This is a genomic window from Williamsia limnetica, assembly GCF_003217475.1.
In the GTDB taxonomy this organism is placed as follows: Bacteria; Actinomycetota; Actinomycetes; order Mycobacteriales; family Mycobacteriaceae; genus Williamsia; species Williamsia limnetica.
The window spans coordinates 1-24,590 of sequence record NZ_QJSP01000033.1 but is presented as its reverse complement, the minus strand read 5'-3'; the positions used below and the strand labels follow the sequence as shown (position 1 = coordinate 24,590).

Here is a 24,590-nt window from a genome sequence, read left to right as displayed (position 1 = left end):
AAGGAGAAGCCGAAGGTCGGCGGCGGCCTCGGTATCGGCGGCGGCGCGAAGAAGCCCGGCGGCGGAGCCCCCAAACCGGGTGGCGCAGCGAAGAAGCCGGGCGGTGGTGCCCCGAAACCAGGCGGTGCCCCGAAGCCAGGTGGTGCACCGGCCAAGGCTGCTGAACCCGAAGCCCCAGCGGCGCAGGAGAAGGCGGCAGCACCGGCGAAGGGCCTGTCGATAGGTGGCGGCGCCAAACGTCCGGGAGCCCCGAAGCCGGGCGGCGCAGCGAAGAAGCCCGGCGGAGCGGCGAAGCCGGCGGCAGAATCCAAGCCCGCAGACACCGAGCCCGCAGACACCGAGACGACCGAAGCAACCGCAACGGCAACTGATACCGCGAGCCAGGAGGCCCCCGAGAAGCCGGCGGCGCCGGTCAAGGGGCTTGCCATCGGTGGCGGCGCCAAACGTCCCGGAGCCCCGAAACCGGGCGGCGCAGCGAAGAAGCCCGGCGGAGCGGCGGCGAAGGCTGCACCTGAAGCCGTCCCGACACCCGAAGCCGACTCGGCACCCGCGGCCGACGTGGCTCCGGCCACGGAGGACGCCCCAGCTGCCGAAGAGAAGCCCCAGGCCCCGGTCAAGGGACTCGCCATCGGTGGCAAAGCGAAGCGTCCGGGAGCTCCCAAGCCCGGCGCGAAGCGACCGGCTGCTCCCGCGGCACCGGCGAAGGCAGAGCCGGAGCCGCAGGCCGAGGCCGAGCCAGAGCCGCAGGCCGAGCCAGAGGTCCAGGCAACCGAAACCCAAGCTGCTGAGGCACCGACGACCGAGGCACCGGCAGCCGAGGAGCAGGCAACCGAGGAGCCGACCGCCAATGGTTCAGGGCCGACGGACGCCGCGACGCTCACCGAGACCGGAGCCAGCAAGGCGAAAGGCTTCGGAATTGCAGCGGGCAAGAAGCGCCCAGGCAAACGCTGACCTGAGCGCCAGGGTTCAGCGCAACGCCGACTGATCAGGCAGGATTTCCGGCCGCATCCACGTCCACCACTCGGACATGGTTGCGGCCGGCCTGTTTTGCCAGGTAGAGGGCATCGTCTGCGGCGGTGATCGCGCTGTCGAGAACCTCTTTCGCGGCCGCTCGGGTGGTGCTGCCCGGACCGTGCAGGTCGCACGAAGCGACACCGACGCTGATGGTGACCGGACGCCCGTGCCAATAACTCGAGCATCCCATCCGCATGCGCTCGGCCACAGCTACGAGCGCATCACGGTCGAGGTCGGTGGCGAACGCGAACTCGTCGCCGCCCACGCGCGCCAGTACCGCGTAGTCGCCGGTGACGCCCCGCAGGCTCTCCGCTATTCGTCGGAGAATCTGGTCGCCGACGTCGTGTCCGAACTGATCGTTGAGGAGTTTGTAGTTGTCGATGTCGGCGACCACCACGCCGAAATTGCGGGTTGCGGGCACCACGAGGGATCCGGCCCAGTATTCGAATCCACGGCGATTGAACAGACCGGTCAACGAGTCCGTGTTCGCCAATTTCAATTGGGTGCGCAGGGCATGCTGGAAGTCGTCGGTGTAAATGCTCAGCAGGAAGACCGTTCCGTTGATCGCCAGCAGCGACACCGCCACCCGGTAGCAGGCTCCACCCAGGTCGTCGTTCATCAACCACATCTGCAGACCGAGCACGCAGACGACGATGCTGGTGAAGACCATGTGCACGATTCGTATCCGGTGCGTCACGAAATGCGCTGCGTAACAACCGATGATCGCGAAGAGCGCCGATCCGTGCAACGCCGCCGAGGGATCGACGAAGGTGATCAGGATGACGGTGACGCCGATGTCGGCATAGGCGAGGAAAGCTGTGTTGATGCCCGGGATCGCGGCCTGCTTCGACCACCAGACCGGGCCAAGATCGACCCGGCTCATGAGTACGGCCATGGGGATGGTCGACAGCGCGGTCACGGACACGATCACGACCCGCAGCGTCGACGCGTCGCGGTCGTCCGCATAGATGGCCAATACCGCGACCACGCCGAAGACCGGCACGAAGAGCGCAATGCTGTATCGGATGAGGCGTTCGCGAACATGAATCTGATGGAGCACATGCTGCTGCTCGCGTTGCAGATCGTCGAAACGGTTCGGCATCGGACCTCGTGATACTTCCAACAAGCGCTGATGAAGCTGGTCCCCCGACCCGCTTTGCCGATTGCTCATAGTGACCCAGGTTTGAAGTAAAGACAATTTCTGGCACGAACTGGTTCACCGAACCCCTATTTCGTACCAATAACCCCGTGGACCGAAACCTACTTGCCCAGTACTGGCACCATAAGAGGCGTGAGCAGACCCCACGTTTCGCATGTGCACAGCGACCTCAAACCCCTCGAGCAATCGGCGAAGCTACGCAACGTCGCCTATGAGATCCGTGGGCCGGTGACTGCCCAGGCCGCGCGGCTCGAGGCCGAGGGGCACCGGATCCTCAAGCTGAACATCGGCAATCCCGCCCAGTTCGGCTTCGAGGCCCCTGACGTGATCATGCGGGACATGATCCACGCGCTGCCGTATTCGCAGGGGTACAGCGAATCGATGGGCGTCCTGCCCGCACGTCGCGCGGTGGTGACCCGGTACGAATTGCTCCCCGACTTCCCGTACTTCGACGTCGATGACGTGATCCTCGGCAACGGCGTCTCCGAGCTCATCACCATGACGATGCAGGCGCTGCTGGACGACGGGGACGAGGTTCTGATCCCGTCGCCGGACTACCCGCTGTGGACCGCGATGACAGCCCTGTCCGGCGGCAAGGCCATCCACTACATGTGCGATGAGGCGAACGGGTGGAATCCCGACATCGCCGACATCGAGTCGAAGATCACGCCTCGCACCAAAGCGTTGCTGGTGATCAACCCGAACAATCCGACCGGCGCAGTCTATTCGCGCGAGGTCCTCACCCAGATCGTCGATCTGGCGCGCAAGCATTCGCTGCTGCTGCTCGCGGACGAGATCTACGACAAGATCCTCTACGACGACGCCAAGCACATCAATCTCGCCTCGCTGGCCCCGGATCTGCTGTGTCTGACCTTCAACGGCCTGTCGAAGGCCTACCGCGTATGTGGTTACCGGGCAGGCTGGGTGGCCATCACCGGGCCTCAGGACCACGCCAAGGGCTTCGTCGATGGCATGAAGATGCTGGCCTCCACACGGCTCTGCTCGAATGTGCCCGGACAGCACGCCATCCAGGTGGCGCTCGGCGGCTACCAGAGCATCGACGCGCTGGTCCTACCCGGTGGCCGACTTCTCGAACAGCGGAACGTCACCTGGGAGAAGCTCAACGAGATCCCCGGCGTCAGCTGCGTGAAGCCCATGGGCGCGCTGTACGCCTTCCCACGCCTGGACCCGGAGGTCCACGAGATACACAACGACGAGAAGTTCGTGACCGACCTGCTCGTGCGCGAGAAGATTCTCGTCGTACAGGGCACGGGATTCAATTGGCCGAGTCCTGACCATTTCCGGATCGTGACGTTGCCGTGGGCGCGAGACCTGTCGGACGCGGTCGAACGGATGGGCAATTTCCTGTCCAGCTATAAGCAGTAGCACCGCGATTTTCTGACGAAAACCCACCCGAGAGCTCGCTCCGGGTGGGTTTTCGCAGTTCAAGGCCTCTTGATTTAAGTGTGACGGCTGGTAACGTCTAGTCCATCACGGAGCTCAAAGGGGAGTTGATGACCGCAATCGATCACACACCACAGGTTGGGTGGCGCCGGCGCACGGTGGAACGCGACGGCGTCCGACTCGCCGTCTTCGAACTCGGCGAACCTGCTGCAGATCGCCCGACGGTCCTGCTGGTCCATGGCTGGCCCGATACCCACGCGCTGTGGGCACCTGTCGCCGATGCCATGGCATCCCGCTACCACCTGGTCGCCTACGACACCCGCGGGTACGGCGAGAGCGACGCCCCCGACGGCGACGCACCGTATCGGCTGCCCGAATTGGCGGCCGACCTCTTCGCCGTCGTCGATGCGGTCAGCCCTGACCAACCCGTCCACGTGCTCGCACACGACTGGGGGTCGGTACAGACCTGGGAGGCGGTCACCACACCCGGCGCAGAAGAACGCATCGCGTCGTTCGTGTCCGTGTCGGGACCCAACCTCGACCATCTCGGAGCATGGACCCGCCGGCAGTTGCGGCGTCCGACCCCGAAAGCTCTGGCGCAGGCGTTCTCCCAGGCCCTGTCATCGGCGTACACCGCGGTGTTCCAGCTCCCGGTCGTCCCGAAAGTCCTGTTCGCCGCGGGGATGCGGCCTGCGATCTGGCGGCAGTTCCTGACCACCCTCGAGGGCACAGACCCGGACAATCTCGTGTTCGCGCCCACGTTTCGCGCCGATGCGGTGTCGGGGCTGCGCTACTACCGCGCCAACATCCGCGAGCGCCTCGGTTCTCCGAACCCGCGCAGCACAAAGGTCCCGGTGTTCGAGATCGTCAACACCCGCGACATCGCCCTGCGAAAGGCGATCTTCGACAACACCCACGAGTACACCCACCGCCTTTGGCGCATCGACACCCCCACAGGGCACTGGCTGCCCTATACCAACCCCGGTTATCTGGCCGATATCGCCGCACAGTTCATCGAGTCGATCCGCGGCGCCGATTCGTCGCCGATCATCGACCGGGCTCGGCAACACGGCGCGCGTCAGCCGCACTCCGGCAAGCTCGCCGTGATCACCGGGGCCGGCAGCGGGATCGGCCGCGAGACCGCCTACCTGTTGTCAGAACAGGGCGCCGAGGTGATCCTGGCGGACATCAACCTCGACGCCGCCGAGGAGACCGCCCGGACGATCACATCCGGTGGAGGTTTCGCACACGCATACCGTCTCGACGTCGCAGACACCGACGGCTTCAATGCCTTTGCGGAAGAGGTGACCAAGAAGCACGGGGTCGCCGACATCGTCATCAACAATGCGGGCATCGGACTCGCCGGGCATGTTCTCGACGCCACCGATGAGCAGATCCGCCGCCTCGTCGACATCAACCTGATGGGCGTGATGACCGGGAGCCGGGCATTCGGCCGCAAAATGGTGGAGCGTGGCTTGGGCGGCCAGATCGTCAACCTCGCGTCCGCGGCAGCATTCACACCTCAGCAGGGTCTCGGCGGATACTCCGCGACCAAGGCAGGCGTGCTGATGTTCAGCGAGTCACTGCGGGCCGAGCTGGCCGAGCACCGCATCGGGGTCTCGGCCATCTGCCCGGGCATCGTCGATACGAACATCGTGGCGGCGACGGAATTCGCCGGGGCTTCTGCAGATGGACAGAAACAGTTGCAGGACAAGATGAGTGGCATGTACCACAAGCGCAACTTCACACCCGACCGCGTCGCTGCCGCCATCGTGGGCGCCATCGATTCGAACGCTCCTGTCGTCCCGGTCACCGTCGAGGCGAAGGTCGGTTACCGCGTCTACCGTTTCGCGCCCGGTCTCTCGCGCCGAATGGCCCGCACAAAACTCTTCTAGCCAACGATTTACCAGGGAGTCCTGATGTCACACGCATACGCGCACCACGAGCCGGACGACTTCGATCCCGGGCCCGTGGAGCTGCATGCCCGCAACGTCGAGTTCGATTGGAAAGACACACCACTGCACTGGATTCCGGGGCACCCGGTGTCGCCGAACGTGATCAGCATGCTCAACCTGCTCCTGCCCGAGGGCGAACGCTGGTTTGTGCAGACCTACAACGAGGCACTGCCCCTGGTCAAAGACGAGGAGCTGGCGACCGCCATGCGCGGCTTTATCGGGCAAGAAGCGATGCACGCCGAAACCCACGATCGGGTTCTCTGGGAGTTCCTGAAGAGCAACGGGCTGGACCCCAGTCCCTTTCAGCGCCAGATGGAGTGGGTGTTCCGCAAGGTCCTCGGGCCGTCGAATCACCCCGATGCGCAGGTCCGCCACAAGCATCTCGTCGAACGACTCTGGCTGATCGCCGCCGTCGAGCACTACACGGCTGTGCTCGGCGACTTCGCCCTCAACAACACGTGGTCGCAGTATCGCGCCGATCCGGCGATGACCGATCTGTTCCGGTGGCACGGCGCCGAGGAGGTCGAGCACCGCGAGGTCGCCCACGACGTCGCCACGCACTTCGGCGACAGCTACCTCAAGCGAGGGCGGGCCATGCTCGCGGTGCTCCCGGCCCTGTTGTTCGTGCTGCACCGCGGCACCCGGTTCATCGCACTCGGCGATCCGGCAGGCAAGATCGGCTACTTCAAGTTGTGGGTCGGGTATTTCAAGGGCGCCCGCGCGGGTCTCCTGCCCACCCAGCGGTCCATCATCGGAGCCACGTTCACCTACTTCAAACCGTCGTTCCGGCCCAGTCAGGTCGGCTCCACGTCGCAGGCGGTGGCCTACCTCGCCTCGTCGCCGGCAGCAAGGGCCGCGCACAAGTGACCCCCGCTCCCCGCTCTGATCACCGTCACCATCCCCACACGACCGCGATGACGGCCCCACCACCCCATCTCCGGGGACGGTACCAACACGATCCCGCGATGCGGCTCGCCACCGTCATCGGCAAGGTCTGGTTTCCGCTGTGGGGCAAGCTCACCCACCTCGACCTGCCGGGGCAGGTCAACCGCGTCACCGCCGTCAAGGTCGTCGGCCGGGAAGTGGTGGCCCTCGACGACAACGTGGTCGCACTCACCCTCGCGGCGCCCGACGGTGGAGAACTGACACCCTGGTACGCCGGAGCCCACCTCGACCTACTGTTGCCGTCGGGACGGATGCGTGAGTACTCACTGTGCGGCGACCCCGCAGACCGCTTCCATTACCGCATCGCCGTCCGCCGCATACCCGGAGGTGGCGGCGGATCGGTAGAGGTCCACGACACCATCGAGGTCGGCGACACCCTCCGCATCAAGGGACCGCGCAACGCTTTCCCGCTGGCCTTGCCCGGCTACGGCTCGCCGGCGCAGCGTCTCCGGTTCATCGCAGGCGGTATCGGGATCACCCCCATCCTCCCGATGCTGGCAGCGGCCGAGCGACTGGGCCTGGACTGGTCGATGATCTACACCGGTCGCAGCGCCGACTCGATTCCGTTTCTGGACGAACTCGCCCGGTACGGGGACAAGATCACGATCCGTACCGACGACGATCACGGGCTCCCCACCCCCGACGACCTGCTCGGCACCGTCACCGCCGGCACCGCTGTCTACTGTTGCGGCCCGGTCCCGATGCTCGGCGCCATCCGCGTGGCGCTCGTCGGACGCGCGGACGTCGAACTGCACTTCGAGCGGTTCTCGCCGCCGCCGGTCGAGAACGGTAGACCGTTCACCGTCACCCTGGCCTCCACCGGTGATCAGATCCCGGTCAGCGCAACCGAATCCGCACTTGCCGCCATCCGGCGGGATCTGCCTTCCGTTCCGTACTCGTGCCAGCAGGGCTTCTGCGGAACCTGCAAGGTCCGTGTCCTCGAAGGCACTGTGGAGCACCGCGACAACATCCTCACCGAACCCGAGCGCGACGCCGGGGTGATGCTCACGTGCGTGTCCCGCGCCGAAGGCGAACACCTTCGTCTCGACCTGTAACACCAGACCTCTCGTCCTTCCAGCCCAGGAGACACACCATGGCGTCAGCCACCACAACTTCGCCCGATCACACCGTCGCCATCGTCGGCGCCGGTTTCGGTGGTCTCGCCGCCGGGATCAAATTGCAGGAGCGAGGCATCGATGACTACGTCATCTTCGATCGCAATGACGACGTGGGCGGCACCTGGCTCGCAAATCGGTACCCCGGGGTAGAGGTCGACATCCCGTCGGTCACCTACTCGTACAAGTTCGCATTGAATCCCGAGTGGTCGCAGATCTTCGCGCCCGGGTCGGAGTTGTTGCAGTACGCCCGCGACATCGCCGAACGGTATGGCATCCGCGAGCACATCCGGTTCGGAGCAGCCGTTGTCGCCGCGGATTTCGATGACGATGCCGATCTGTGGACCATCACCACTGCCGCCGGGGACACCGTCACCGCGCGGTTCCTCATCTCGTGCCACGGTGCGCTCTCGACGCCCGCCACCCCGAATCTGCCAGGCTTGGAGCAGTTCTCCGGCAAGGTGTTGCGCTCGGCATCCTGGGACCACGACTATGATCTCACCGGCAAAAAGGTCGCCATCATCGGTACCGGTGCCACCGGGATCCAGATCATCCCCACCATCGCACCCGACGTCGAGAAGCTCACCGTCATCCAGCGCACCGCGATCTGGGTACTGCCCAAGCCGAACGCCGTCGTCCCGGGTTTTCTGCGGTCGGTGTACCGCCGCATCCCGAAACTGCAACTGCTGCCGCGCTTTCTCATCGACTCGACATTCGAGATCGCCGAGACGCTCGGCGTGGTCTACAACAAGCAACTTCCCGCGATCACCCGCGGGATGGAGAAGTTGTGCAAGCGACATCTGCGGGCGCAGGTGAAGGACGCCGCAACCCGCGAGAAGCTCACCCCCAGCTACGGTTACGCCTGCAAGCGGCCGTCGTTCTCCAACGACTACTTCCCGACGTTCAACCGGGACAACGTCGACCTGGAGACCTCCCCCATTGCCCAGATCACCGATACCGGCATCGAATTCGCCGATGGCCGTGAACTGGAACTGGACGCATTGATCCTGGCGACCGGTTTCAAGATCTTCGACCTGCCGTACGAGATTCGAGGGGTCGGCGGGCAAGATCTCGGGAAGACGTGGGATTCGGAGCGGATGCACGCCTACGAGGGGATCACGGTGCCGAACTTCCCCAACCTGTTCCTGGCACCGGGACCGTACGGCGTCATCGGCTTCTCCTGGTTCGACACCATCGAGCTGTGTGTCACCCACGCAGTGCAGGTGGTGGCGAAGGCGGTGGCTGCCGGCTCCAACCGCGTGAGCGCCACCGACGAGCAGACAGACGAGTTCGTCACGAAGATGCGGAAAAGGGTGCGCAGCACCGTCTTCGCCAGTCCTCGCTGTGCCGGCTCGAACACCTACTACATCAACGCCCAGGGTGACTCGCCCTATCTTCGGCCATCCAGCCGCGTCGAGTCGATCATCTCGCTACGCAAGGCCCTGAAGAGCGGATACGAGTACTCCGCCTGACCCTGTCCACAAATGCACACCGTTGCGCCACAATCACACGTTTGAACGTGTGCATATGGCGCAACGGTGTGCTTTTGCGTCAGATCACCCCCGCGCCCCGGAGAACCCTCCGGATTCGAGATCGGAACAACCGCGGATCCTTCAGATCCCCCCACACCCAGCGGATGACCATGATCCCCTCTTCGCGCAGCCGATCCTCACGACGCTTCTCCCTGATCACTGCATCGGATACCGACTCACCCGGCCGTCGATGCTTCTCGTACTTCACCTTGCCGTCGAACTCACCGACCACCTTTCCCTCCCAGTCGAAGTCCACACGCGCGATCAACGCTCCCGAAGAATCGCGGTACTCGACCTGCAGTGACGGGATCGGGATGTCCGACCATTCGATGAAGAGGCTTCGACTCAATGATTCACCCACCGACTCAGAGTTTCGGTCGGCAACGTCCAGAGCCCGACGCAACACAGCGATGCCGGAGCTTTTTGCCGATCGCCGAACGATCGAGGCCAGCTCCGCTCGATCGACTCCCAAGCGAAGCGCGTGGTCCAGCACCGCGACTGCCTGAGCAAAAGATCCTTGCCGGGCAACGTCGCACGCCGTGATCCCCAGTTTTGTCAACAACACCCCGTCCACCGAAGTCACATCGGACTTCGTCAGAGAACCAGTGTGGAGATGCACCTCGCGGCCCCGGCGCCCGCCGGCGCGAACGTAGAAGTGGACCCGAGTCTGATCCGGCGCCAGCTGGTTCAGCCCGTGAAGGACCGCAGCTGACGAGTGGCTGACCACCCGCTCTGTGGATCGACCGGCAACGGCGATCACGAGTTGCCGATAGGCCTCGTCGTAGACCGGTACTCCGGTGTCGCCGTCGGGGTCGACCGTCCGGTACACACCACGAGTGACCCGCAGCAACCTGCCTTGGCGGTGACCACGCCGAAGGTCGGCTGCATCACCACCATTGCGAACGAACTCTTTTCGACGGATGAAACCGTCCTCGGGATCTGGTGTGAGGTCCATGAATGTGATCTTGGCTGTCCGATTGGGCCGGACCGCGCCGCAATCCCCGTTGACGCAGAACTTGTGGATTACTGGTCACACTGTGGACAACGACAAAAGCACACCGTTGCGCCACTATCACACGTCTGAACGTGTGCATATGGCGCAACGGTGTGCTTTTGATCAGGCTTTCTGCAGGAGCACCTCGGAGTCCGCGACCACCAGGTCGCCGAGTTGCCTGTCGCGCAGCGTGATCCAGGCCAGGGGTGCGGCAAGGCCGGCCGCGACCACCGCGACGATGACCGAGCTGTGTAGCCCGTCGACAAAGGCGTCCTGGATGGTGATCAGCATCTGCTGACCGCTGGGCCCCGGTATGCCCGTCGCCACCTGAACGCCGGCCATGACGGAGTTCTTCGACGCCTCGATCGCCTCGGCCGGAAGGCCGCTCCGATCGAGTTGATCGCCGATCTGCGTGGTGTAGACCGACGAGAGCACCGAGCCCAGCACTGCGACGCCGAGAGTACCGCCGAGCTCGCGGGTCACGTCGTTGACCGCCGATCCGGCGCCGGCCTCCTGCGGCGCAAGAGAGTTCATGATGATGTTGGTGGCCGGACCCTGGACGAACGCCAAACCCATCGCCATCAAACTCATCGACCAGACGATCAGTCCCCAGTACGAGGCATCGCGGCCGGCGAGCAGTACCAGTGCGAATCCCGATGCCATGATCGCTGATCCGAGCGCCGCCACCCGGCCGGGCCCGAGCGTGCGAGCGAGGATCATCGCGATCGGCGAGAACACCGCCATCACGATCGCAAACGGCAGCGTGTGCAGGCCGGCATCGAGCGGGCCGTATCCCTTCACCGCCTGGAAGTACTGGGTGATCAGGAAGATGAACCCGAACAGGCTGAAGAAGGCGACGGCGATCAGACCCGATGCGACGGCGAACGGACGATTTCTGAACAATCGAACGTTCAGTATCGGGTGGGACGAGCGGAGCTCCCGCAGCACGAAGGCGGCGAGAATGACTGCTGCGCCTACAAATCCGGCGATTGTCTGCATCGAACCCCAGCCGTGATTGGGTCCTTCGATGAGGGTGTACACCAACAGCGAGACACCCGCGATGGACGTCAGCGCGCCCACCAGGTCGAACGGCCCGGGCTGCGCCTTGCCGCCGCTGGGCACCACCGCGGCGATTCCGGCGAGCACAGCGGCCGCGATGGGAAGATTGACCCAGAACACCGACGACCACGAATAGTGCTCGAGCAACCAGCCGCCGAGAACGGGACCGATTGCCACGGAGATGCCGGATGTGCCCGCCCAGATGCCGACAGCGATCGCGCGTTCCTTCAGGTCGGGGAACAGCCCGATCAGTATCGCCAGGGTCGCCGGAAAGACCATGGCGGCAAAGAGACCCAATCCGGCCCTGGTGGCGATCAATTGGCCGAGCGTCGACGACTCAGCGGCGAGAACGGACACCGCAGCGAAGCCGACCACGCCGGTGATCAAGAGTCTGCGCCGTCCGAATCGATCCGCGAAGTGTCCCGCGGTGAGCAGCAGCCCGGCGAAAACGAGGGTGTAGGCGTCGACGACCCATTGCAGTCCTGAGTTGCTCGCCGCGAGATCACGGCTGATCGTCGGCAGCGCCACGTTGACGATGGTGTTGTCGATCATCACCAGCAGCACGGCGCCGCACAGCGCGACCAGGGCCCACCAGCGCCGATCAGTCGGCGCTCTGCCCGTACAGCCGGCGGGTTCGTTCAGGTTTGTCTTTCTCATCGATACTCCTCGAATGGTATGTCGTTCCAAAGTTGTAGTACGACGTTCCATTCAAGAAGAACAGTGTGCTACAAAGATGTCAAGAGCGAGCTCACAATCGTGTGGAAGGATCGCAATCGTGGCAGCGAAGTCAGCAGGTACGGCAACACGTACTCCGGCCGGAGACGTCCGCGGCTTGTTGCTGGCGGCCGCGCTGCGAGTTCTCGACGAACACGGCGAGAAGGGTCTGACGGTCCGCGCCGTCGCGACCGAGGCCAATGTCGCGCCGATGGGTGTGTACAACCATTTCGACGGCAAGACCGGGTTGATGGCGGCGTTGGTCACCGAAGGTTTCGCGCAGCTCCGCAACGCAGTGGCCGGCGTCGTGGACACCGACCCGCACGTGCGCCTGCAGCAGGCCGGCGTCGCCTATCGCGCGTTCGCTCTCCGCTCCCCGACTCTCTACCGGATGATGTTCTCCGGGCAGTGCGCACCGGATAGCGAGGTGGCGAACACCGCACTCGGTTCACTGACCGAGATCATCCGATACGGCCAAGCGGCCGGGACCATTCGGTCCGGCGAACCTTTCGACCTCACGCTTCAGGTGTGGGCATGTGTACACGGAGCCGTCAGCCTCGAACTCGACGGCAGCGGACCTGCAGGCACCGAAGAACACTGGGCCTTCATCTATCAGCAAACCCTCGACCTCGTCAGCCGCGGGGTCGCGCCCGACTGAGCACTAGGCACTGGGCACTGGGCACTAGGCACTAGGGCAGGACGATCGGCGGCTGTCCGGGAATCGGATTCGGGATCGTGTTCTGTCGCGGTCGCGGGGCCGGCCGCCGCGTGGTCGGTGGGGGCGGCGGAGGCGGTGTGGTGTACCTGACGACCGGCGCCAGAGCGGCCGAGGTGTTGATCGGCGGAACCGCCGGCGTCGAACTCGGCGTTGTTGTGGTCGGCGTATTCGTGACCGTGGGGTCAGGCGTCGTGAGGTAGCGCTGCGACTGCGGCTGGGTGGTGTCGTCCCGCCACGGGGTGGTCACCAGCGTCGCACCGCCGACGACGATGAGAACCGACAGCAACGCCGCACCGACGAGGACGAGCCGGTTCTGCCTTCGGCGATCGGCCGACGCCGTCGGCGAGAACTGGGGCGCCTGGGCCTGCGCAGGCGGACGCTGGGCCGCAGGCGGCGGTAGATGCTGGGCCGGCGGCGGCGGCAATGCGGGCGACGGTTCTTCTTCCTGCGGCCGTGCGTGTCTGCTCGGTCGCAACGTCGACGAGGGGTTCTTCAGCGGTGCGACGGCCATGGTCGGAGGCACCGCCCCGGACAGCGCGGCCCCGAGTGCGTCCAGAAGCCCTGGCCACTCGGTGTGGTTGGGCATGACCACGGCCGCCGTGACCGGCAGCGGTGAGGCGATCGACACCGAGCGAGCCAGACTGACGGCCCGCACGATCGACGCACCCAACGCCTCGTCGAGGTCGGTCCGAGTCACTCGTAGCAGCCCGACGTGCTGCTTGCCCATCAGGAATGTCCCGGGTGAACCGCTCAGCAACAGCCTGGCCTGCGGCATCAGGTCCAGCAGCTCGCGGGCCCATTCGGCGGTTTCGGGCATCTGCGCTTTGCCGATCCGCACCAGGTAATCGGCGATCGTCCGATCGAATGCCGAGGCATTGAGCGTGTGATCGTTCAGCTCGATCAGGCACTGGCCGGTCTCTGCGTCCACCGCGGCGCCGCGCAGACCGTTCTCATCGAGATCGACGAGCGCGAACGCCGGACCGACATGACCGATCGTGGTCGCGAGCAACTCACGGATCTCGCGCAGCAGAGATTCTTCCAACCAGATCACGCGACTCGGCGACCGCGTCCGGCCCGGTTCCCCGTACATCGGGGTCATTCTGCCCTGACTGCACAAGGGTGTCGCATTTGCGGTGCTACTTTCCCGCGACCACCGGCCATCTCGCGGCCACCGCGGTGAAGTCTGCGGTGAGATCGACCGACCGCATCTGCTGGGCGAACTGGGTGGCGAATCCGGGGAACATGGTGGCGTTGAACCCGTCGTCGGTGAGGTACCAGCTCTTGCACCCCGAGTTCCAGGTCGTCTTCGTGAGCCTGCGCTGCAGATCGTCGTTCAACCAGTCCTGCACGTCGCGGCGGACGTCGAGCAGCTGCAAATCTCGCTGCAGGATCGTGTCGATGGTCAGCGCGATCGCTTCGATCTGTTCCTCCATGTAGACCAGCGCCGAGTTGTGTCCGGGCCCGGAATTCGGACCGAAGGTCAGATAGAGGTTCGGATATCCTGAGACGGCGTAACTCTTGTAGGCGTAGGCACCCTTTTTCCATTCCGCGGCGAGCTCGCGGCCGTCGCGGCCGAAGATCGGGATGGGACTGCCCTGTTTGGAGACCTCGAAGCCGGTGGCGAACACGATGCAATCCGCCTGATGTTCAATGCCTTCCACCGTCCGGATGCCGTTGTCGACGATCTTCGCGATGGGCCAGGTGACCAGCGTGCAGTTGTCCTTCTGCAGGGCCGGGTAGTAGTCGCTGCTCATCAGCAGACGCTTGCAGCCGGGACGGAAATCCGGGGTGAGCTGCCGTCGCATCCACGGGTCCGAGACCTGTTGCCGCAGATGGGCCTTTGATATCCACGACACCAGACGAGTCAGGGGTGTGTCCCAGACGACGGCCAGGGCCACCGATTCGTGACCGTAGAACCACGCCTTTCGGGCCAGTTTCTGCGTGAGCGGCACTTTCCGGTACAGGTCTTGGGTGCGGTCGGCGACCGGTCGATCCAGTCGGGGTAGCACCCAGCCGGGGGTGCGCTGATAGACGCTGACCGCCTGAGCCTTCTTGACGATCTCGGGGATGATCTGCACCGCGCTCGCACCGGTTCCGATGACCGCAACGCGTTTTCCGGTGAAGTCGTAATCGTGGTCCCACGCCGCGGAGTGGATCTTCTTGCCTGCGAAGTCAGCAATACCGGGGATGTCGGGAAAGCCCGGCGTCGACAGGGGACCCGATGCGACGACGACCGTCCGGGCGTACCGGGTGCCGTCCGAGACCTCGATGCGCCAGCGGCCGTATTCTTCTTCGAACGTCAGACCGGTGACGTTCGATCCGTACCGGATCAGCTTGTCGAGGTCGTGGTCGGCGACCATCGCGTCTATGTACCCGAGGATCTCGGAACTGCCCGAATAGGTGCGCGACCAATCAGGGTTCGGTGCGAACGAATACGAGTACAAGCGCGACGGGATGTCACAGGCCGCACCCGGGTAGGTGTTGTCCCGCCAGGTACCGCCCGGGCGCTGTCCGCGTTCGAGGATCACGATGTCGCGGATCCCTCTCTGCTGCAATCGAATCGCGGCTCCTATGCCTGCGAACCCGGCGCCGATGATCACCACGTCTGACACGACGGGTTCGGACTCGACGATTTGTGCTCCGCTGATGCCGCCCTCCACGATGCTCATGCGACCGTCTCGTAGGTCAGTTCTTTGGACCAGGTCGGCTGCGGACGGAGCAGCCTGCGCGGGTAATGGTCGGTGGCCTTCACCATGAAGTCGGCGAGCAGGTGGTAGGAGCTGTTGCGGTCGATCACCCAGCCGGCGTGACGTTTGAGGACCTGGTACGTCATGAGGCGGGTGCCCTTTCCTCGCTCACCGTTCTTCTTGAAACGGCTCATCGCCTCGTACAGGCGTTCCTCTTTCAACCCCATGTCGACGATGTTGTCGCGCATCTTGTTCAGCAGCGGTATGTACATCAGCGCGCCGATGATCACCCCCGGATGCAGCACGCTACCCACGGATTCGATCAGCAGCTTGCGCATCCTCGCCTGCCCGATCAGGTCGAGCGCGTAGAAATCGACTGCGAGGTGCCGGCTCTCGTCCGCGTTGATCTTCTTGAACGTCGCGTGACAGATGGGATCGTCGACCTCTTCGAGCAGGAACTTCAACAACGCGCCGTCGAGCGCCACCTCGAGCATCGGGATCACCGTTCCCAGGACCGACAGAGACATGTGATCGGAGAATTTGTCGAGCCACTCGATGGCGAGGCGGATGTTGACGTTCGGTTCGGGCACCTCGCCTGCCTCCAGCATCCCCCACCGCTGCATCAACGCCAGTTCGGCGTTCGCATGCTTTTGCTCTTCGGCGTGGAAGTAGCGGTAGATCTCGGCGAGGGTGTCATTCGGAGCCTTCTTGGCGAGCGCGGCGAACCCACGCGCGCCGACATTCTCGATCCAGACCAGATCGGCCATGAAAGCCTTCAGTTTCGGACGCTGCTCATCGGTGATCATCTCGGCGCCGGGCGCATCCCAGTCGATGTCGGCGAGGGCCCACTGCCGGTCTTTGATGGTCTGCAGCATGTCTTCGAGGACGATTGCCATGACTACACTCCCACCTTCTCGGTCGACGTGATCGGATCATGTTGCGGAACAATTCGGTTCAGGATTCCCGCGCCGGAACCGTAGGACCGGGGAAAATGTCTCTTGAGCGCCCAGATGGCCTTGGCGTCGACCTGTGGGACCACGTACAAACGCCCTTTGTCGTTGGCGTCCAACGTCATGCGAGCGACTCGTTCGGGCGAATATCCGATCCACCGCATCGCGACGTCTACGATCTTGCCGGCCTCGTCGGTGATCCTGCCGTCGGTGCCGACGTTGGTCTTGACGAACGTCGGGCACAGCACGGTGACCTTGACCGCCGTGCCCCGCACCTCGGCGGCGACAGTCTCCGACAGGGCCAGCACGCCTGCCTTGCCGACGTTGTAAGCAGCCATCCCGGGCGCAGCTGAAAAGGCGGCCGCCGATGCCACGTTGATCAAGCCGGCGGGACGGCCGGCATTCTGCAGTTCCGGCAGGAACAGTTCGCTGCCGTGCACCATGCCCCACAGGTTGATCCCCAGCGCCCACTGCCAGTCGTCGACTCCGATCCGACCGACAGGCTTACCGCCGATCCCCACTCCGGCGTTGTTGATCATCAGCGAAACAGGTTCGGTGAAAACCTCTTTCGCGTAGTCCGCCAGGCGCTGTAGATCAGCGGTGCGGGACACGTCGACCACCACCGGGTACGCAGAACCCACGCCGGCGGCCCTGATCCGATCAGCGGTTTCCTGAGCTCGATCACGATTGATGTCAGCGCAGATCACCTGCCCACCGCGGCGCGCGAGTTCCATCGCGAATGCGCGGCCGATGCCGCTTCCGGCGCCGGTGACGACGGCTCGCGCGTTGTGAGAGATCTTCGTGGCCATCACATACTCCTCGGGTTCGCTGTGCTCATGAAGTCGGCGGCGTCGCGCAGTGCGCTCCGCGCCTCTGGGATCAGTCGGGAAAATGCCTGGAACACGTGCAGCTGACCGGGCCAGATCTGCAGCGCAGCGGTACCACCGGCGTTCTGCACCATGCGCGTCATCTCTTCTGCGTCGGCCCGCAGCATCTCGACCCCGCCGACCTGGATGAGGAAGGGAGGCAGCCCATCCGACTGATCCAGGCGAACTTGCAGCCGCGGAAGATCCGCAGGCTGCTCGGCTGTGTACAGCCCGACCAGCCGTTTCGCTGCAGCTGCGGAGATGAGCGGGTCTCGGCGCACCTTTTCCTGCCGCGCGGCAAGATCCAACGTGAGATCGAGCAGCGGCGAGAACAACACGACCGACCGGGGTTGCGCGCGTCCCGTGCGGGCGTTCTCCGCAATCAGGTCGAGCGCGAGATGCCCGCCGGCGGAATCGCCGGCGATGACGATGTCCTCGGCCGCGTATCCCTGCCGGATGAGCCAGGCGTAGGCGGCGTCCACGTCATCCGCCGCCGCCGGGTAGCGATGCTTCGGCGCGAGACGATATTCGACGCAGAACGCGGGCAGGCGCGTGTACCTCGCCAGCCTGGCCACCAATCCGCGGTGGGTTCGGGGCGAGCAGATCGCGTATCCACTGCCGTGCAGATACAGGATCACCTGGCCTGCCCTGACGTCCCGCGGCCGCACCCACTCACCCCGAACCGGTCCACATCGCACCTTCTCGACGTCCACCCCTCGTGGCGAATCTCCCGCCAACATGGACGCCGCGACCAGTGCTCTTGTGAATGCGATACCCGGCCCGTTGCTCGGAACCCGGTCGGCGAGCGGGCGCAGCAACAGGCTGGTGGCCCGCACCAGCGCTTGTGATCGAGGCGAAGGCCGTAGTGCCGGGCCTTTCAACATCGTGGTTTGCTGCACAGTTCTGAGTGTCACCGCCCAATGTGCCATTTGTCAATGTCACTGTTTGTCAATGTCACTGTTGAATTCGTTAGAATCGGCTGCTACCACCACCAAGGGGCGCGAGGCGAAGGCGAGCGATGACCGAATACCGGATCGACGATCTCGCGCGGGCGGCGGGGACCACCACCCGCAACGTTCGCGGCTACCAGGATCGCGGACTATTGCCGAGGCCCACCCGTCGCGGACGTATCGCCATCTACACCGATACCCACCTCGCCCGCCTGAAGGTCATCAACGATCTGCTGCATCGCGGGTTCACCGTCCGGCACATCGCCGATTTCCTCCTCGGGATCCAACGCGGCGACGACCTCGCCGACGTGCTCGGCATCCGCGAGGTGGTCACCGAGCCCTGGTCGAAAGCCGAGTCCGAGACCCTGTCCGCCGAGGCGCTCAAGTCATTGCTCAACTCGGGTAACCCGTCCCACTACCTCAAACTCGCCGAGTTCGGCCTGATCGAACCCGACGGCGACGACTACGTGTTGCTCGATCGCGAAACCGTTTATGCCTTCGGCAGACTGATAAAGCTCGGACTCTCACTGAGCAAGATTCTCGAGGTGCACGGCCAGGTCGAGGCGGAGATGGCTGCCGTCGCATCGACGTTGATCTCCGCCGGCCGCACGGTGGTGACCGCCGAGCACGGCGACGGCTGGGTACCGGCGCGCGGAACGGAGAGCGATTGGGCCGCCGAGCTTCTCGGCGAGATGCGTCGCACCGCAACCATTTCCGCCCACAGCGCGCTCGACCGTGCTCTCGACCGCGATCTCGCTCATCAACTCAGGGACTATCTCGAGCGCGCCGACGTCGATCCGGACGACATACCCTGATCGGCCCTAGGGCAGCAGAATCGGCGGCAGCCCCGGGATCGGATTGGGCAGCGTCCGCGGCGCGGGAGCAGGCGGAGCCTGTCGCGGCGGAGGCGGCGCCTGTGACTCCTGCCGCGGCGCCGACGGTGGTGGCGCTGCGGGCGCCTCGTACTGCACTGCGGGCGCGAGCGCTCTGGCGGTGTCGATCGGCGGGATCACGGTGGTCGGTGGAGCCACCGGAGCCGCTGGGACGGCTCGAGTCGACGAAGGGGCCTGCGGCGCAGGGATTGTCGGCGAGGGCGGGTCGGCAGGGCCCTCGAGAACCCGTTCGATGCTCAGCGGCCGCGACTCGACGTGTTCGGAACCTTGCCATGGCGCGGCCCATGCTGCGGCGCCGCCGATCGCGATGAGTGCCGCCGCCACCGCGCCCGCGAGCACCTTTCTGTTCTGCGTCCGGATCTTCTTCGCCTGTTCCGGATCGGGAGCCGCAGGGGCAGGCAGGTAGAACCGTGTGCGCCGATTGGGGGCGATCGCGCCGGCATCGGGGTTCGTCGACCATTCCGCGTCATGCCTACCGAGCGATTGCCGCAGGGGAACGGCACGCAGGGCGACCACAGGCAGCCGGCCGACCCGCTGCGACCCCATCGCAGCGGTCAACCCTTCGAGCAGGCCGGGCCAGCGGGTGTGGCCCGGCATGACGACCACCGAGGTCACCCGCTGCGGCGAGCCCATCGCCACCGAACGGGCCAGGCTCGCTGCCCGTGACAGCGCCGGAGCCAGAGCTTCGTCGAGGTCATGGTGTGTCACGCGGACCAGCCCCACGCTGTTGCGACCGATGACGAAGGCGCCGCTGGCACCGGCGAGCTTGATCCGCACGAGGGGCATCAGGCCGATGAGCTCGAGGGCCTCGGACCTCGTCTGCGGCGACTTGGCCCGGCCGTTACGGACGAGGTGGTCAGCGAGCATCCGATCCAGCGCGGCCGGTTCCACCAGCGGTTCACTCAGTTCGATGAGACGCTCGCCGGTCTCGGCGTCCACCGCACTGGCCCGCAGCCCGGTGTCGTCCAGCCTGACCAGCACAAAAGCCGGCCAACCCGCTGCAGAGGTGAGGTCGGCGAGCGCGCCGCGGATCTCGGCGAGCAGCGGTGCGGCGAGGTGGCCACGCGCGCGCACCTCGCCATCGTCGGGATCGGTTCCCGTGACAGTCACTACCGACAATCTGTGCCTTCTCTCGCCCTCCCCGGCCAGTTCAGTCTTGTTCGCCATTGTGCACCCCGCCCTGAGACGGTGTCTGCGTCACTGCAAGATCGGATCTCGCACGTCGGCGTTGCGCACCGGGCCCCCGAGACTCGAGTAGTTCCAGCCTGCGCGCCGCCAGACCCCGGCATCGAGGCAGCGACGTCCGTCGACGATGTTCTTGGCCCGGACCACGGGTTCGAGCTCAGCGGGTTCCATGTGAACGAACTCATCCCACTCTGTGAGGACGAGGACGGCGTCTGCCTGATCGCAGGCCTCGCGTGCCGAGTCGGCGTAGCTCAAGGTCGGGAAGACGTTGCGTGAGTTCGCCATTGCCTTCGGGTCGTAGACACTGACGGTCGCCCCTTTGAGCTGCAGTTGCCCGGCGACGTTGAGTGCCGGCGAATCACGCACGTCGTCGCTCTCGGGTTTGAAGGCTGCACCGAGCACTGCGATGTTGCTCCCGAGCAGGCGTCCGCCGCAGACTTCTGTCGCCAGTTCGACCATCGCGGTGCGACGGCGCATGTTGATCGAGTCGACCTCTCGCAGAAAGGTCAGGGCCTGGTCGGCACCCAGCTCGCCGGCCCGCGCCATGAAGGCGCGAATGTCCTTGGGCAGGCACCCCCCACCGAAACCCAGCCCCGCGTTGAGGAAGCGTCGTCCGATGCGATTGTCGTGGCCGATGGCGTCCGCGAGCATCGTCACGTCGGCGCCCGCGGCCTCACAGACCTCGCTGATGGCGTTGATGAATGAGATCTTGGTGGCGAGAAAAGCGTTTGCGGAGACCTTGACCATCTCCGCGGTGGCCAGGTCGGTGACCAAGAACGGGATGTCCTCGGCGAGCAGCGCGGCGTACAGCTCACGCACCTGCGCCTCTGCCCAACTGGTGCTGTCGGCGAGGTCGATACCCAGCACTATGCGGTCCGGGTGCAGGGTGTCTTTCACCGCGAAGCCTTCGCGGAGGAACTCGGGGTTCCACGCGATCTCGATGCGTGTGCCCTCCGTGGCGACTCTGTCCGCACGACGCTGCAGGTCGCTCGCAGTGCCCACGGGGACGGTTGATTTCCCGATGATGAGGTGGTCACCGCGCAATCGGGGGACCAGATCTTCGACCATCGAGTGCACGTGCCGCAGGTCGGCCGCGTACTCACCCTTCTTCTGCGGCGTTCCCACACCCAGGAAGTGGATGTTCGCGAAGTCGGCAGCCTCGTCGTAATCCGAAGTGAATCGCACCCGCCCCGACTCGATGTTGCGCCGCAGGACATCGATGAGCCCTGGTTCGTAGAACGGCAGCTCCCCGGACATCAGTGTTGCGATCTTCGCGAGGTCGACATCGACGCCGAGCACCTCGTGGCCTAACTCCGCCATACAGGCGGCGTGGGTTGCGCCGAGGTAGCCACATCCGAAAACTGTCACCTTCATACCCGTGGTCATACCCCTCTGCGTACGGAATATGTCTGGCGGGGCGGAATCGGTGAGATGACGGGACGGCCATCAGTGCGCAAACCTTTGGCTTTTGCGCCGATCGGTAGGTCAGCTCTGGGGAAAGTTCAGGTACGCCTTGGACGGGGTTGGTCCGCGTTGGCCCTGATATTTCGATCCCACCGACGCGCTGCCATAGGGGTTCTCTGCGGGGCTCGACAGCTTGATCAGGCACAACTGACCAATTTTCATACCAGGCCAGAGGGTGATCGGGAGGTTCGCGACGTTCGAGAGTTCAAGAGTGATGTGGCCGGTGAAGCCGGGGTCGATGAAGCCTGCGGTCGAGTGCGTCAGCAGCCCGAGCCGACCGAGGGACGATTTACCCTCGAGACGACCCGCCAGGTCGTCCGGCAACGTACAGACCTCGAGCGTCGACCCCAGGACGAACTCGCCGGGATGCAGCACGAACGGCTCACCCTCGGTGCGCTCGACCAGCGTGGTCAGCTCGTCCTGTCGTTGCGCTGGATCGATGTGGGTGTAGCGGGTGTTGTTGAAGACCCGGAAAAGGCCATCGAGCCGGACGTCGATGCTGGACGGCTGGACCAGCACGGGGTCGAAGGGCTCGATGGCCAGACGGCCATCAGCGATCTGGGCGCGGATGTCGCGGTCTGAGAGCAGCACACGACGAGGTTAGCCGCTCACCTGCTCAGCTCCACGTCGTGCCTGCGGGTTCGCAGATCGTCACGTTGATCCGGTTGAAGAAATTGATGGTCGCGATCGCGAGGACGATACCGGCGAGTTCTTTCTCGTCGAAGTTGTCGGCGGCCTCATCCCAGATGGCGTCGGGTACGGCGGCGCCGGGGGAATCGGCCAGCCGTGTCGCCGCTTCGGCCAGGTTCAGCGCTGCCCGTTCGGCGTCGGTGAAGAAGGGTGATTCCCGCCAGACCGCCACCGTGTCGATGCGGTCGTCGGATTCTCCTTCTTTGCGCAGGGTGGCGGAATGGGCGTGGACGCAGGCTGCGCAGCTGTTGATCTGGCTGGCACGCAGCATGATGATCTCGCGCAACGTCGTGGACACGCCACCTTGCTCGATGGCGCCGAGCAGGTGCGGGACGGCCTTGTAGGCCTGCGGCAGGATGGTGGCGGGGTTGGCCATTCGTGCGTGCATGGTGTGCTCCTCTGGTTGGCCTGGCGACGTCTTGTCACATCGGCGGTGTCGGGCGGTTCATAGCTCTGACACTCCGGAGAAGGGATATGTGACCGATGAGCGGCAACGAGTTTTTGGTCGACGAGTTCGAGGCCCATCGCGGCCATCTGCGTGCTGTCGCCTATCGGATGTTGGGGTCGCTTGCGGAGGCCGAGGACGCGGTGCAGGAGACCTGGCTGAAGGTGGCTGCGGCCGACTCCGATGAGGTCGCCAACATCGGTGGCTGGTTCACGACCGTCACCTCTCGGGTGTGCCTGAACATGTTGCGGTCACGGCGGACCCGGCGTGAGGAACCGTTGGAGATCGTGCACGTACCCGATCCGATCGTGGCGCCGCTGGATCCTGCGGACGATCCGGAGGGCCAGGCCGTGCTGGCGGATTCGGTGAGTGTCGCGCTGTTGGTGGTGCTGGAGACGTTGGGACCCAGCGAGCGATTGGCGTTCGTGTTGCACGATCTGTTCGCGATGCCGTTCGAGGAAGTGGCCCCGATCGTGGGTAAGACGCCGGCTGCGGCCCGGAAAATGGTGAGTCGGGCACGGGCCAGGGTGCGGGGCGCAACTCCGCGGAGTCCGGGTCTCGCTGAGCAGCGGCGTGTGGTCGATGCGTTCACCGCTGCTGCCCGCGGCGGAGACTTGCAGACGCTGATGGCCGTGCTGGATCCGGACGTGGTGATCCGAACCGATATCGCTGCCGATCGTGCGCCGCTCGAGGTGGTCGGCGCCGCCGAAGCGGCCCGCGGCGCGGTGACGTTCCAGCGCTTCACCGAGCGAACTCAGATGGTTCTCGTCAACGGCGGGATCGGCGTCATCGCGTTCAAGGGCGACGCCGTGTCGTCGATTGCCGCGTTCAGCGTCGAGGGTGGCCGCATACTGGCGCTGAACATTGTCGCTGATCCGGAACGGCTTGCGCGTATAGACTTTTCGGGAATCACCTAGCGACGCGTTTTCGGCGGACCGCGGGCCTGGTCCGCGCCTTCTGCCCGGCCCGGGTATCGATCCAGTATTCCCGGCTGCCGCGCATCTCCACCCGGATGATCCCCCGGGTCTTCAGATCATGGTGTTCCTTGCACAGACACGCCAGATTCGATTCGATCGTCCACCCACCCGCCATGGGGTCGGCATGGTTGAACGGAACGATATGGTCGATCTCGCAGTCCTTCGCCGGCTTCGTACAACCAGAGAAACGGCACGTCCCATCCAACATCCGGATGATCCGGGCCAGCTTGCGCCCCGGTTTGTACTTCAGCGCACCCCGCGGCGGATGTTTCCACCCACCGTGACCATTCGCGGTCGGCGGATCCTTCACCGGCGGCGCCGGACCCACATCCTTCTCCCCCAACACCAGCCGGTTGCCGTTGTCGACAGCGTTCATCAACGCAACCGTCAGCTCCTCCGCGGTGACAGGACGACCATGGGCAGCATTGATCAACTCCACCAGCGCAGCGATCGCATCCTCACCAATCGTCACCAACGCTTTCCACCGGGACCGGCCCGCCAGCGAGCGGGACTGATCGCAATCAACAGACCCATACCCCAGCAGATACCCAGGACCCTTCGACAGCCCGAGCAGGGTCGGGAGATCAAGCACCAACTCGGTCCAGGCCCGCGTGGCCGCACGAGCACGAGCAGGTTCGGGCGAAGGTCCACCGGCGGCATCGGCCTCGGACTCAGGATCGAGCTCAGTCTCAGGTTCCTCAGTAGCTGCAGCGTTGGCCTTCGCGATTGCATCGAGCACCGCATCGACCTCACCCGCCCGATCATCGACGGCCATCTCCTCCAGCTGCGCTTTCGCGCGGATCGCCTCCTCCGCCGTACACCCCGCGGTCAGGCTCGCCATCCCACCCGCACGACGCCGTACCGTCACCCGCCG

21 protein-coding genes and 1 pseudogene are annotated in these 24,590 nt (G+C 64.9%); 9 read left to right on the top strand and 13 right to left on the bottom strand.

The window, feature by feature from the left end; genetic code table 11:
* Positions 1–951 (top strand): annotated as a pseudogene (locus DFR67_RS30715) ((Fe-S)-binding protein); the annotation flags it as partial.
* A gap of 34 nt (positions 952–985) precedes the next feature.
* Here the strand turns inward: DFR67_RS30715 and DFR67_RS29565 are convergent.
* On the bottom strand, positions 986–2,116 hold the full coding sequence (locus DFR67_RS29565) for a GGDEF domain-containing protein (protein ID WP_158540074.1): 1,131 nt from the start codon (positions 2,114–2,116) through the stop codon (positions 986–988).
* A 189-nt stretch (positions 2,117–2,305) separates the two neighbouring features.
* Between DFR67_RS29565 and DFR67_RS29560 the strand changes: the two genes are divergently transcribed.
* From DFR67_RS29560 to DFR67_RS29540, 5 genes are all read left to right on the top strand, one after another.
* Positions 2,306–3,559, top strand: coding sequence for a pyridoxal phosphate-dependent aminotransferase (locus DFR67_RS29560; RefSeq protein WP_110473032.1), 1,254 nt, complete (start codon positions 2,306–2,308; stop codon positions 3,557–3,559).
* Positions 3,560–3,687: 128 nt separating this feature from the next.
* Entirely contained in the window at positions 3,688–5,472 is a 1,785-nt protein-coding gene (locus DFR67_RS29555) for an SDR family oxidoreductase (protein WP_110473031.1), read from the top strand.
* 24 nt (positions 5,473–5,496) lie between these two features.
* Positions 5,497–6,399, top strand: coding sequence for a metal-dependent hydrolase (locus tag DFR67_RS29550; protein WP_110473030.1), 903 nt, complete (start codon positions 5,497–5,499; stop codon positions 6,397–6,399).
* A gap of 47 nt (positions 6,400–6,446) precedes the next feature.
* On the top strand, positions 6,447–7,532 hold the full coding sequence (locus tag DFR67_RS29545) for a PDR/VanB family oxidoreductase (protein WP_110473029.1): 1,086 nt from the start codon (positions 6,447–6,449) through the stop codon (positions 7,530–7,532).
* Between the two features lie 38 nt (positions 7,533–7,570).
* Positions 7,571–9,064 (top strand): flavin-containing monooxygenase, encoded by a 1,494-nt coding sequence (locus DFR67_RS29540; protein ID WP_110473028.1) that lies wholly within the window; start codon positions 7,571–7,573, stop codon positions 9,062–9,064.
* A gap of 79 nt (positions 9,065–9,143) precedes the next feature.
* Here the strand turns inward: DFR67_RS29540 and DFR67_RS29535 are convergent, their stop codons facing one another.
* Both DFR67_RS29535 and DFR67_RS29530 read right to left on the bottom strand, forming a co-directional pair.
* Positions 9,144–10,079 carry a hypothetical protein gene (locus tag DFR67_RS29535; RefSeq protein ID WP_110473027.1) on the bottom strand — a complete coding sequence of 312 codons (936 nt, stop codon included), beginning with the start codon at positions 10,077–10,079 and terminating at the stop codon, positions 9,144–9,146.
* Between the two features lie 162 nt (positions 10,080–10,241).
* Positions 10,242–11,834, bottom strand: a complete 1,593-nt coding sequence (locus DFR67_RS29530; protein WP_110473026.1) for a DHA2 family efflux MFS transporter permease subunit — start codon at positions 11,832–11,834, stop codon at positions 10,242–10,244.
* Positions 11,835–11,952: 118 nt separating this feature from the next.
* On the opposite strand from DFR67_RS29530, the gene DFR67_RS29525 reads away from it, so the two are divergent.
* Positions 11,953–12,549 (top strand): TetR/AcrR family transcriptional regulator, encoded by a 597-nt coding sequence (locus DFR67_RS29525; protein ID WP_425451363.1) that lies wholly within the window; start codon positions 11,953–11,955, stop codon positions 12,547–12,549.
* Between the two features lie 31 nt (positions 12,550–12,580).
* On the opposite strand, the gene DFR67_RS29520 is transcribed toward DFR67_RS29525, so the two are convergent.
* Genes DFR67_RS29520 through DFR67_RS29500 form a run of 5 tightly spaced genes read right to left on the bottom strand, consistent with a single transcriptional unit; the run spans position 12,581 to position 18,011 of the window.
* Positions 12,581–13,699 (bottom strand): hypothetical protein, encoded by a 1,119-nt coding sequence (locus DFR67_RS29520; RefSeq protein ID WP_146240581.1) that lies wholly within the window; start codon positions 13,697–13,699, stop codon positions 12,581–12,583.
* Positions 13,700–13,745: 46 nt separating this feature from the next.
* Positions 13,746–15,278: a flavin-containing monooxygenase gene (locus tag DFR67_RS29515; protein ID WP_110473023.1), complete on the bottom strand. Its 1,533-nt coding sequence runs from the start codon at positions 15,276–15,278 to the stop codon at positions 13,746–13,748.
* Positions 15,275–16,192 carry a ferritin-like domain-containing protein gene (locus DFR67_RS29510; RefSeq protein ID WP_110473022.1) on the bottom strand — a complete coding sequence of 306 codons (918 nt, stop codon included), beginning with the start codon at positions 16,190–16,192 and terminating at the stop codon, positions 15,275–15,277. The genes DFR67_RS29515 and DFR67_RS29510 overlap by 4 nt, the downstream gene beginning before the upstream one ends.
* A gap of 2 nt (positions 16,193–16,194) precedes the next feature.
* Positions 16,195–17,055 (bottom strand): SDR family NAD(P)-dependent oxidoreductase, encoded by an 861-nt coding sequence (locus tag DFR67_RS29505; protein ID WP_110473021.1) that lies wholly within the window; start codon positions 17,053–17,055, stop codon positions 16,195–16,197.
* Positions 17,055–18,011: an alpha/beta hydrolase gene (locus DFR67_RS29500; RefSeq protein WP_245938242.1), complete on the bottom strand. Its 957-nt coding sequence runs from the start codon at positions 18,009–18,011 to the stop codon at positions 17,055–17,057. The genes DFR67_RS29505 and DFR67_RS29500 overlap by 1 nt, the downstream gene beginning before the upstream one ends.
* Before the next feature lie 119 nt (positions 18,012–18,130).
* Between DFR67_RS29500 and DFR67_RS29495 the strand changes: the two genes are divergently transcribed.
* Positions 18,131–18,877 carry a MerR family transcriptional regulator gene (locus DFR67_RS29495; protein WP_110473020.1) on the top strand — a complete coding sequence of 249 codons (747 nt, stop codon included), beginning with the start codon at positions 18,131–18,133 and terminating at the stop codon, positions 18,875–18,877.
* A 6-nt stretch (positions 18,878–18,883) separates the two neighbouring features.
* On the opposite strand, the gene DFR67_RS29490 is transcribed toward DFR67_RS29495, so the two are convergent.
* From DFR67_RS29490 to DFR67_RS29475, 4 genes are all read right to left on the bottom strand, one after another.
* Positions 18,884–20,065 (bottom strand): hypothetical protein, encoded by a 1,182-nt coding sequence (locus DFR67_RS29490; RefSeq protein WP_110473019.1) that lies wholly within the window; start codon positions 20,063–20,065, stop codon positions 18,884–18,886.
* Positions 20,066–20,152: 87 nt separating this feature from the next.
* Complete coding sequence (locus DFR67_RS29485) at positions 20,153–21,514, bottom strand: UDP-glucose dehydrogenase family protein (RefSeq protein WP_110473034.1); 1,362 nt, start codon at positions 21,512–21,514, stop codon at positions 20,153–20,155.
* Positions 21,515–21,625: 111 nt separating this feature from the next.
* The gene (gene dcd, locus DFR67_RS29480; RefSeq protein ID WP_110473018.1) at positions 21,626–22,195 is read right to left on the bottom strand and encodes a dCTP deaminase; all 570 of its coding nucleotides are present in this window, start codon (positions 22,193–22,195) and stop codon (positions 21,626–21,628) included.
* A gap of 25 nt (positions 22,196–22,220) precedes the next feature.
* Complete coding sequence (locus tag DFR67_RS29475; RefSeq protein ID WP_110473017.1) at positions 22,221–22,682, bottom strand: carboxymuconolactone decarboxylase family protein; 462 nt, start codon at positions 22,680–22,682, stop codon at positions 22,221–22,223.
* A 95-nt stretch (positions 22,683–22,777) separates the two neighbouring features.
* Here DFR67_RS29475 and DFR67_RS29470 point away from each other — a divergent pair, with 95 nt between their 5' ends.
* The gene (locus tag DFR67_RS29470; protein ID WP_110473016.1) at positions 22,778–23,656 is read left to right on the top strand and encodes a sigma-70 family RNA polymerase sigma factor; all 879 of its coding nucleotides are present in this window, start codon (positions 22,778–22,780) and stop codon (positions 23,654–23,656) included.
* Here DFR67_RS29470 and DFR67_RS29465 read toward each other — a convergent pair.
* Positions 23,649–24,590, bottom strand: a 942-nt coding sequence (locus DFR67_RS29465; RefSeq protein ID WP_146240580.1) for an HNH endonuclease signature motif containing protein, incomplete at its 5' end; no start/stop codon positions are given. The genes DFR67_RS29470 and DFR67_RS29465 overlap by 8 nt on opposite strands.

Bases quoted from the DNA above. Each gene is read 5' to 3' on its own strand.
- DFR67_RS29485 (WP_110473034.1), bottom strand. From the start codon at position 21,514: ATGAAGGTGACAGTTTTCGGATGTGGCTACCTCGGCGCAACCCACGCC.
- DFR67_RS29545 (WP_110473029.1), top strand. From the start codon at position 6,447: ATGACGGCCCCACCACCCCATCTCCGGGGACGGTACCAACACGATCCC.
- DFR67_RS29535 (WP_110473027.1), bottom strand. From the start codon at position 10,079: ATGGACCTCACACCAGATCCCGAGGACGGTTTCATCCGTCGAAAAGAG.
- DFR67_RS29550 (WP_110473030.1), top strand. From the start codon at position 5,497: ATGTCACACGCATACGCGCACCACGAGCCGGACGACTTCGATCCCGGG.
- DFR67_RS29520 (WP_146240581.1), bottom strand. From the start codon at position 13,699: ATGTACGGGGAACCGGGCCGGACGCGGTCGCCGAGTCGCGTGATCTGG.
- DFR67_RS29510 (WP_110473022.1), bottom strand. From the start codon at position 16,192: ATGGCAATCGTCCTCGAAGACATGCTGCAGACCATCAAAGACCGGCAG.
- DFR67_RS29505 (WP_110473021.1), bottom strand. From the start codon at position 17,055: ATGGCCACGAAGATCTCTCACAACGCGCGAGCCGTCGTCACCGGCGCC.
- DFR67_RS29470 (WP_110473016.1), top strand. From the start codon at position 22,778: ATGAGCGGCAACGAGTTTTTGGTCGACGAGTTCGAGGCCCATCGCGGC.
- DFR67_RS29475 (WP_110473017.1), bottom strand. From the start codon at position 22,682: ATGCACGCACGAATGGCCAACCCCGCCACCATCCTGCCGCAGGCCTAC.
- DFR67_RS29495 (WP_110473020.1), top strand. From the start codon at position 18,131: ATGACCGAATACCGGATCGACGATCTCGCGCGGGCGGCGGGGACCACC.
- DFR67_RS29515 (WP_110473023.1), bottom strand. From the start codon at position 15,278: ATGAGCATCGTGGAGGGCGGCATCAGCGGAGCACAAATCGTCGAGTCC.
- DFR67_RS29565 (WP_158540074.1), bottom strand. From the start codon at position 2,116: ATGCCGAACCGTTTCGACGATCTGCAACGCGAGCAGCAGCATGTGCTC.
- DFR67_RS29555 (WP_110473031.1), top strand. From the start codon at position 3,688: ATGACCGCAATCGATCACACACCACAGGTTGGGTGGCGCCGGCGCACG.
- DFR67_RS29530 (WP_110473026.1), bottom strand. From the start codon at position 11,834: ATGAGAAAGACAAACCTGAACGAACCCGCCGGCTGTACGGGCAGAGCG.
- DFR67_RS29540 (WP_110473028.1), top strand. From the start codon at position 7,571: ATGGCGTCAGCCACCACAACTTCGCCCGATCACACCGTCGCCATCGTC.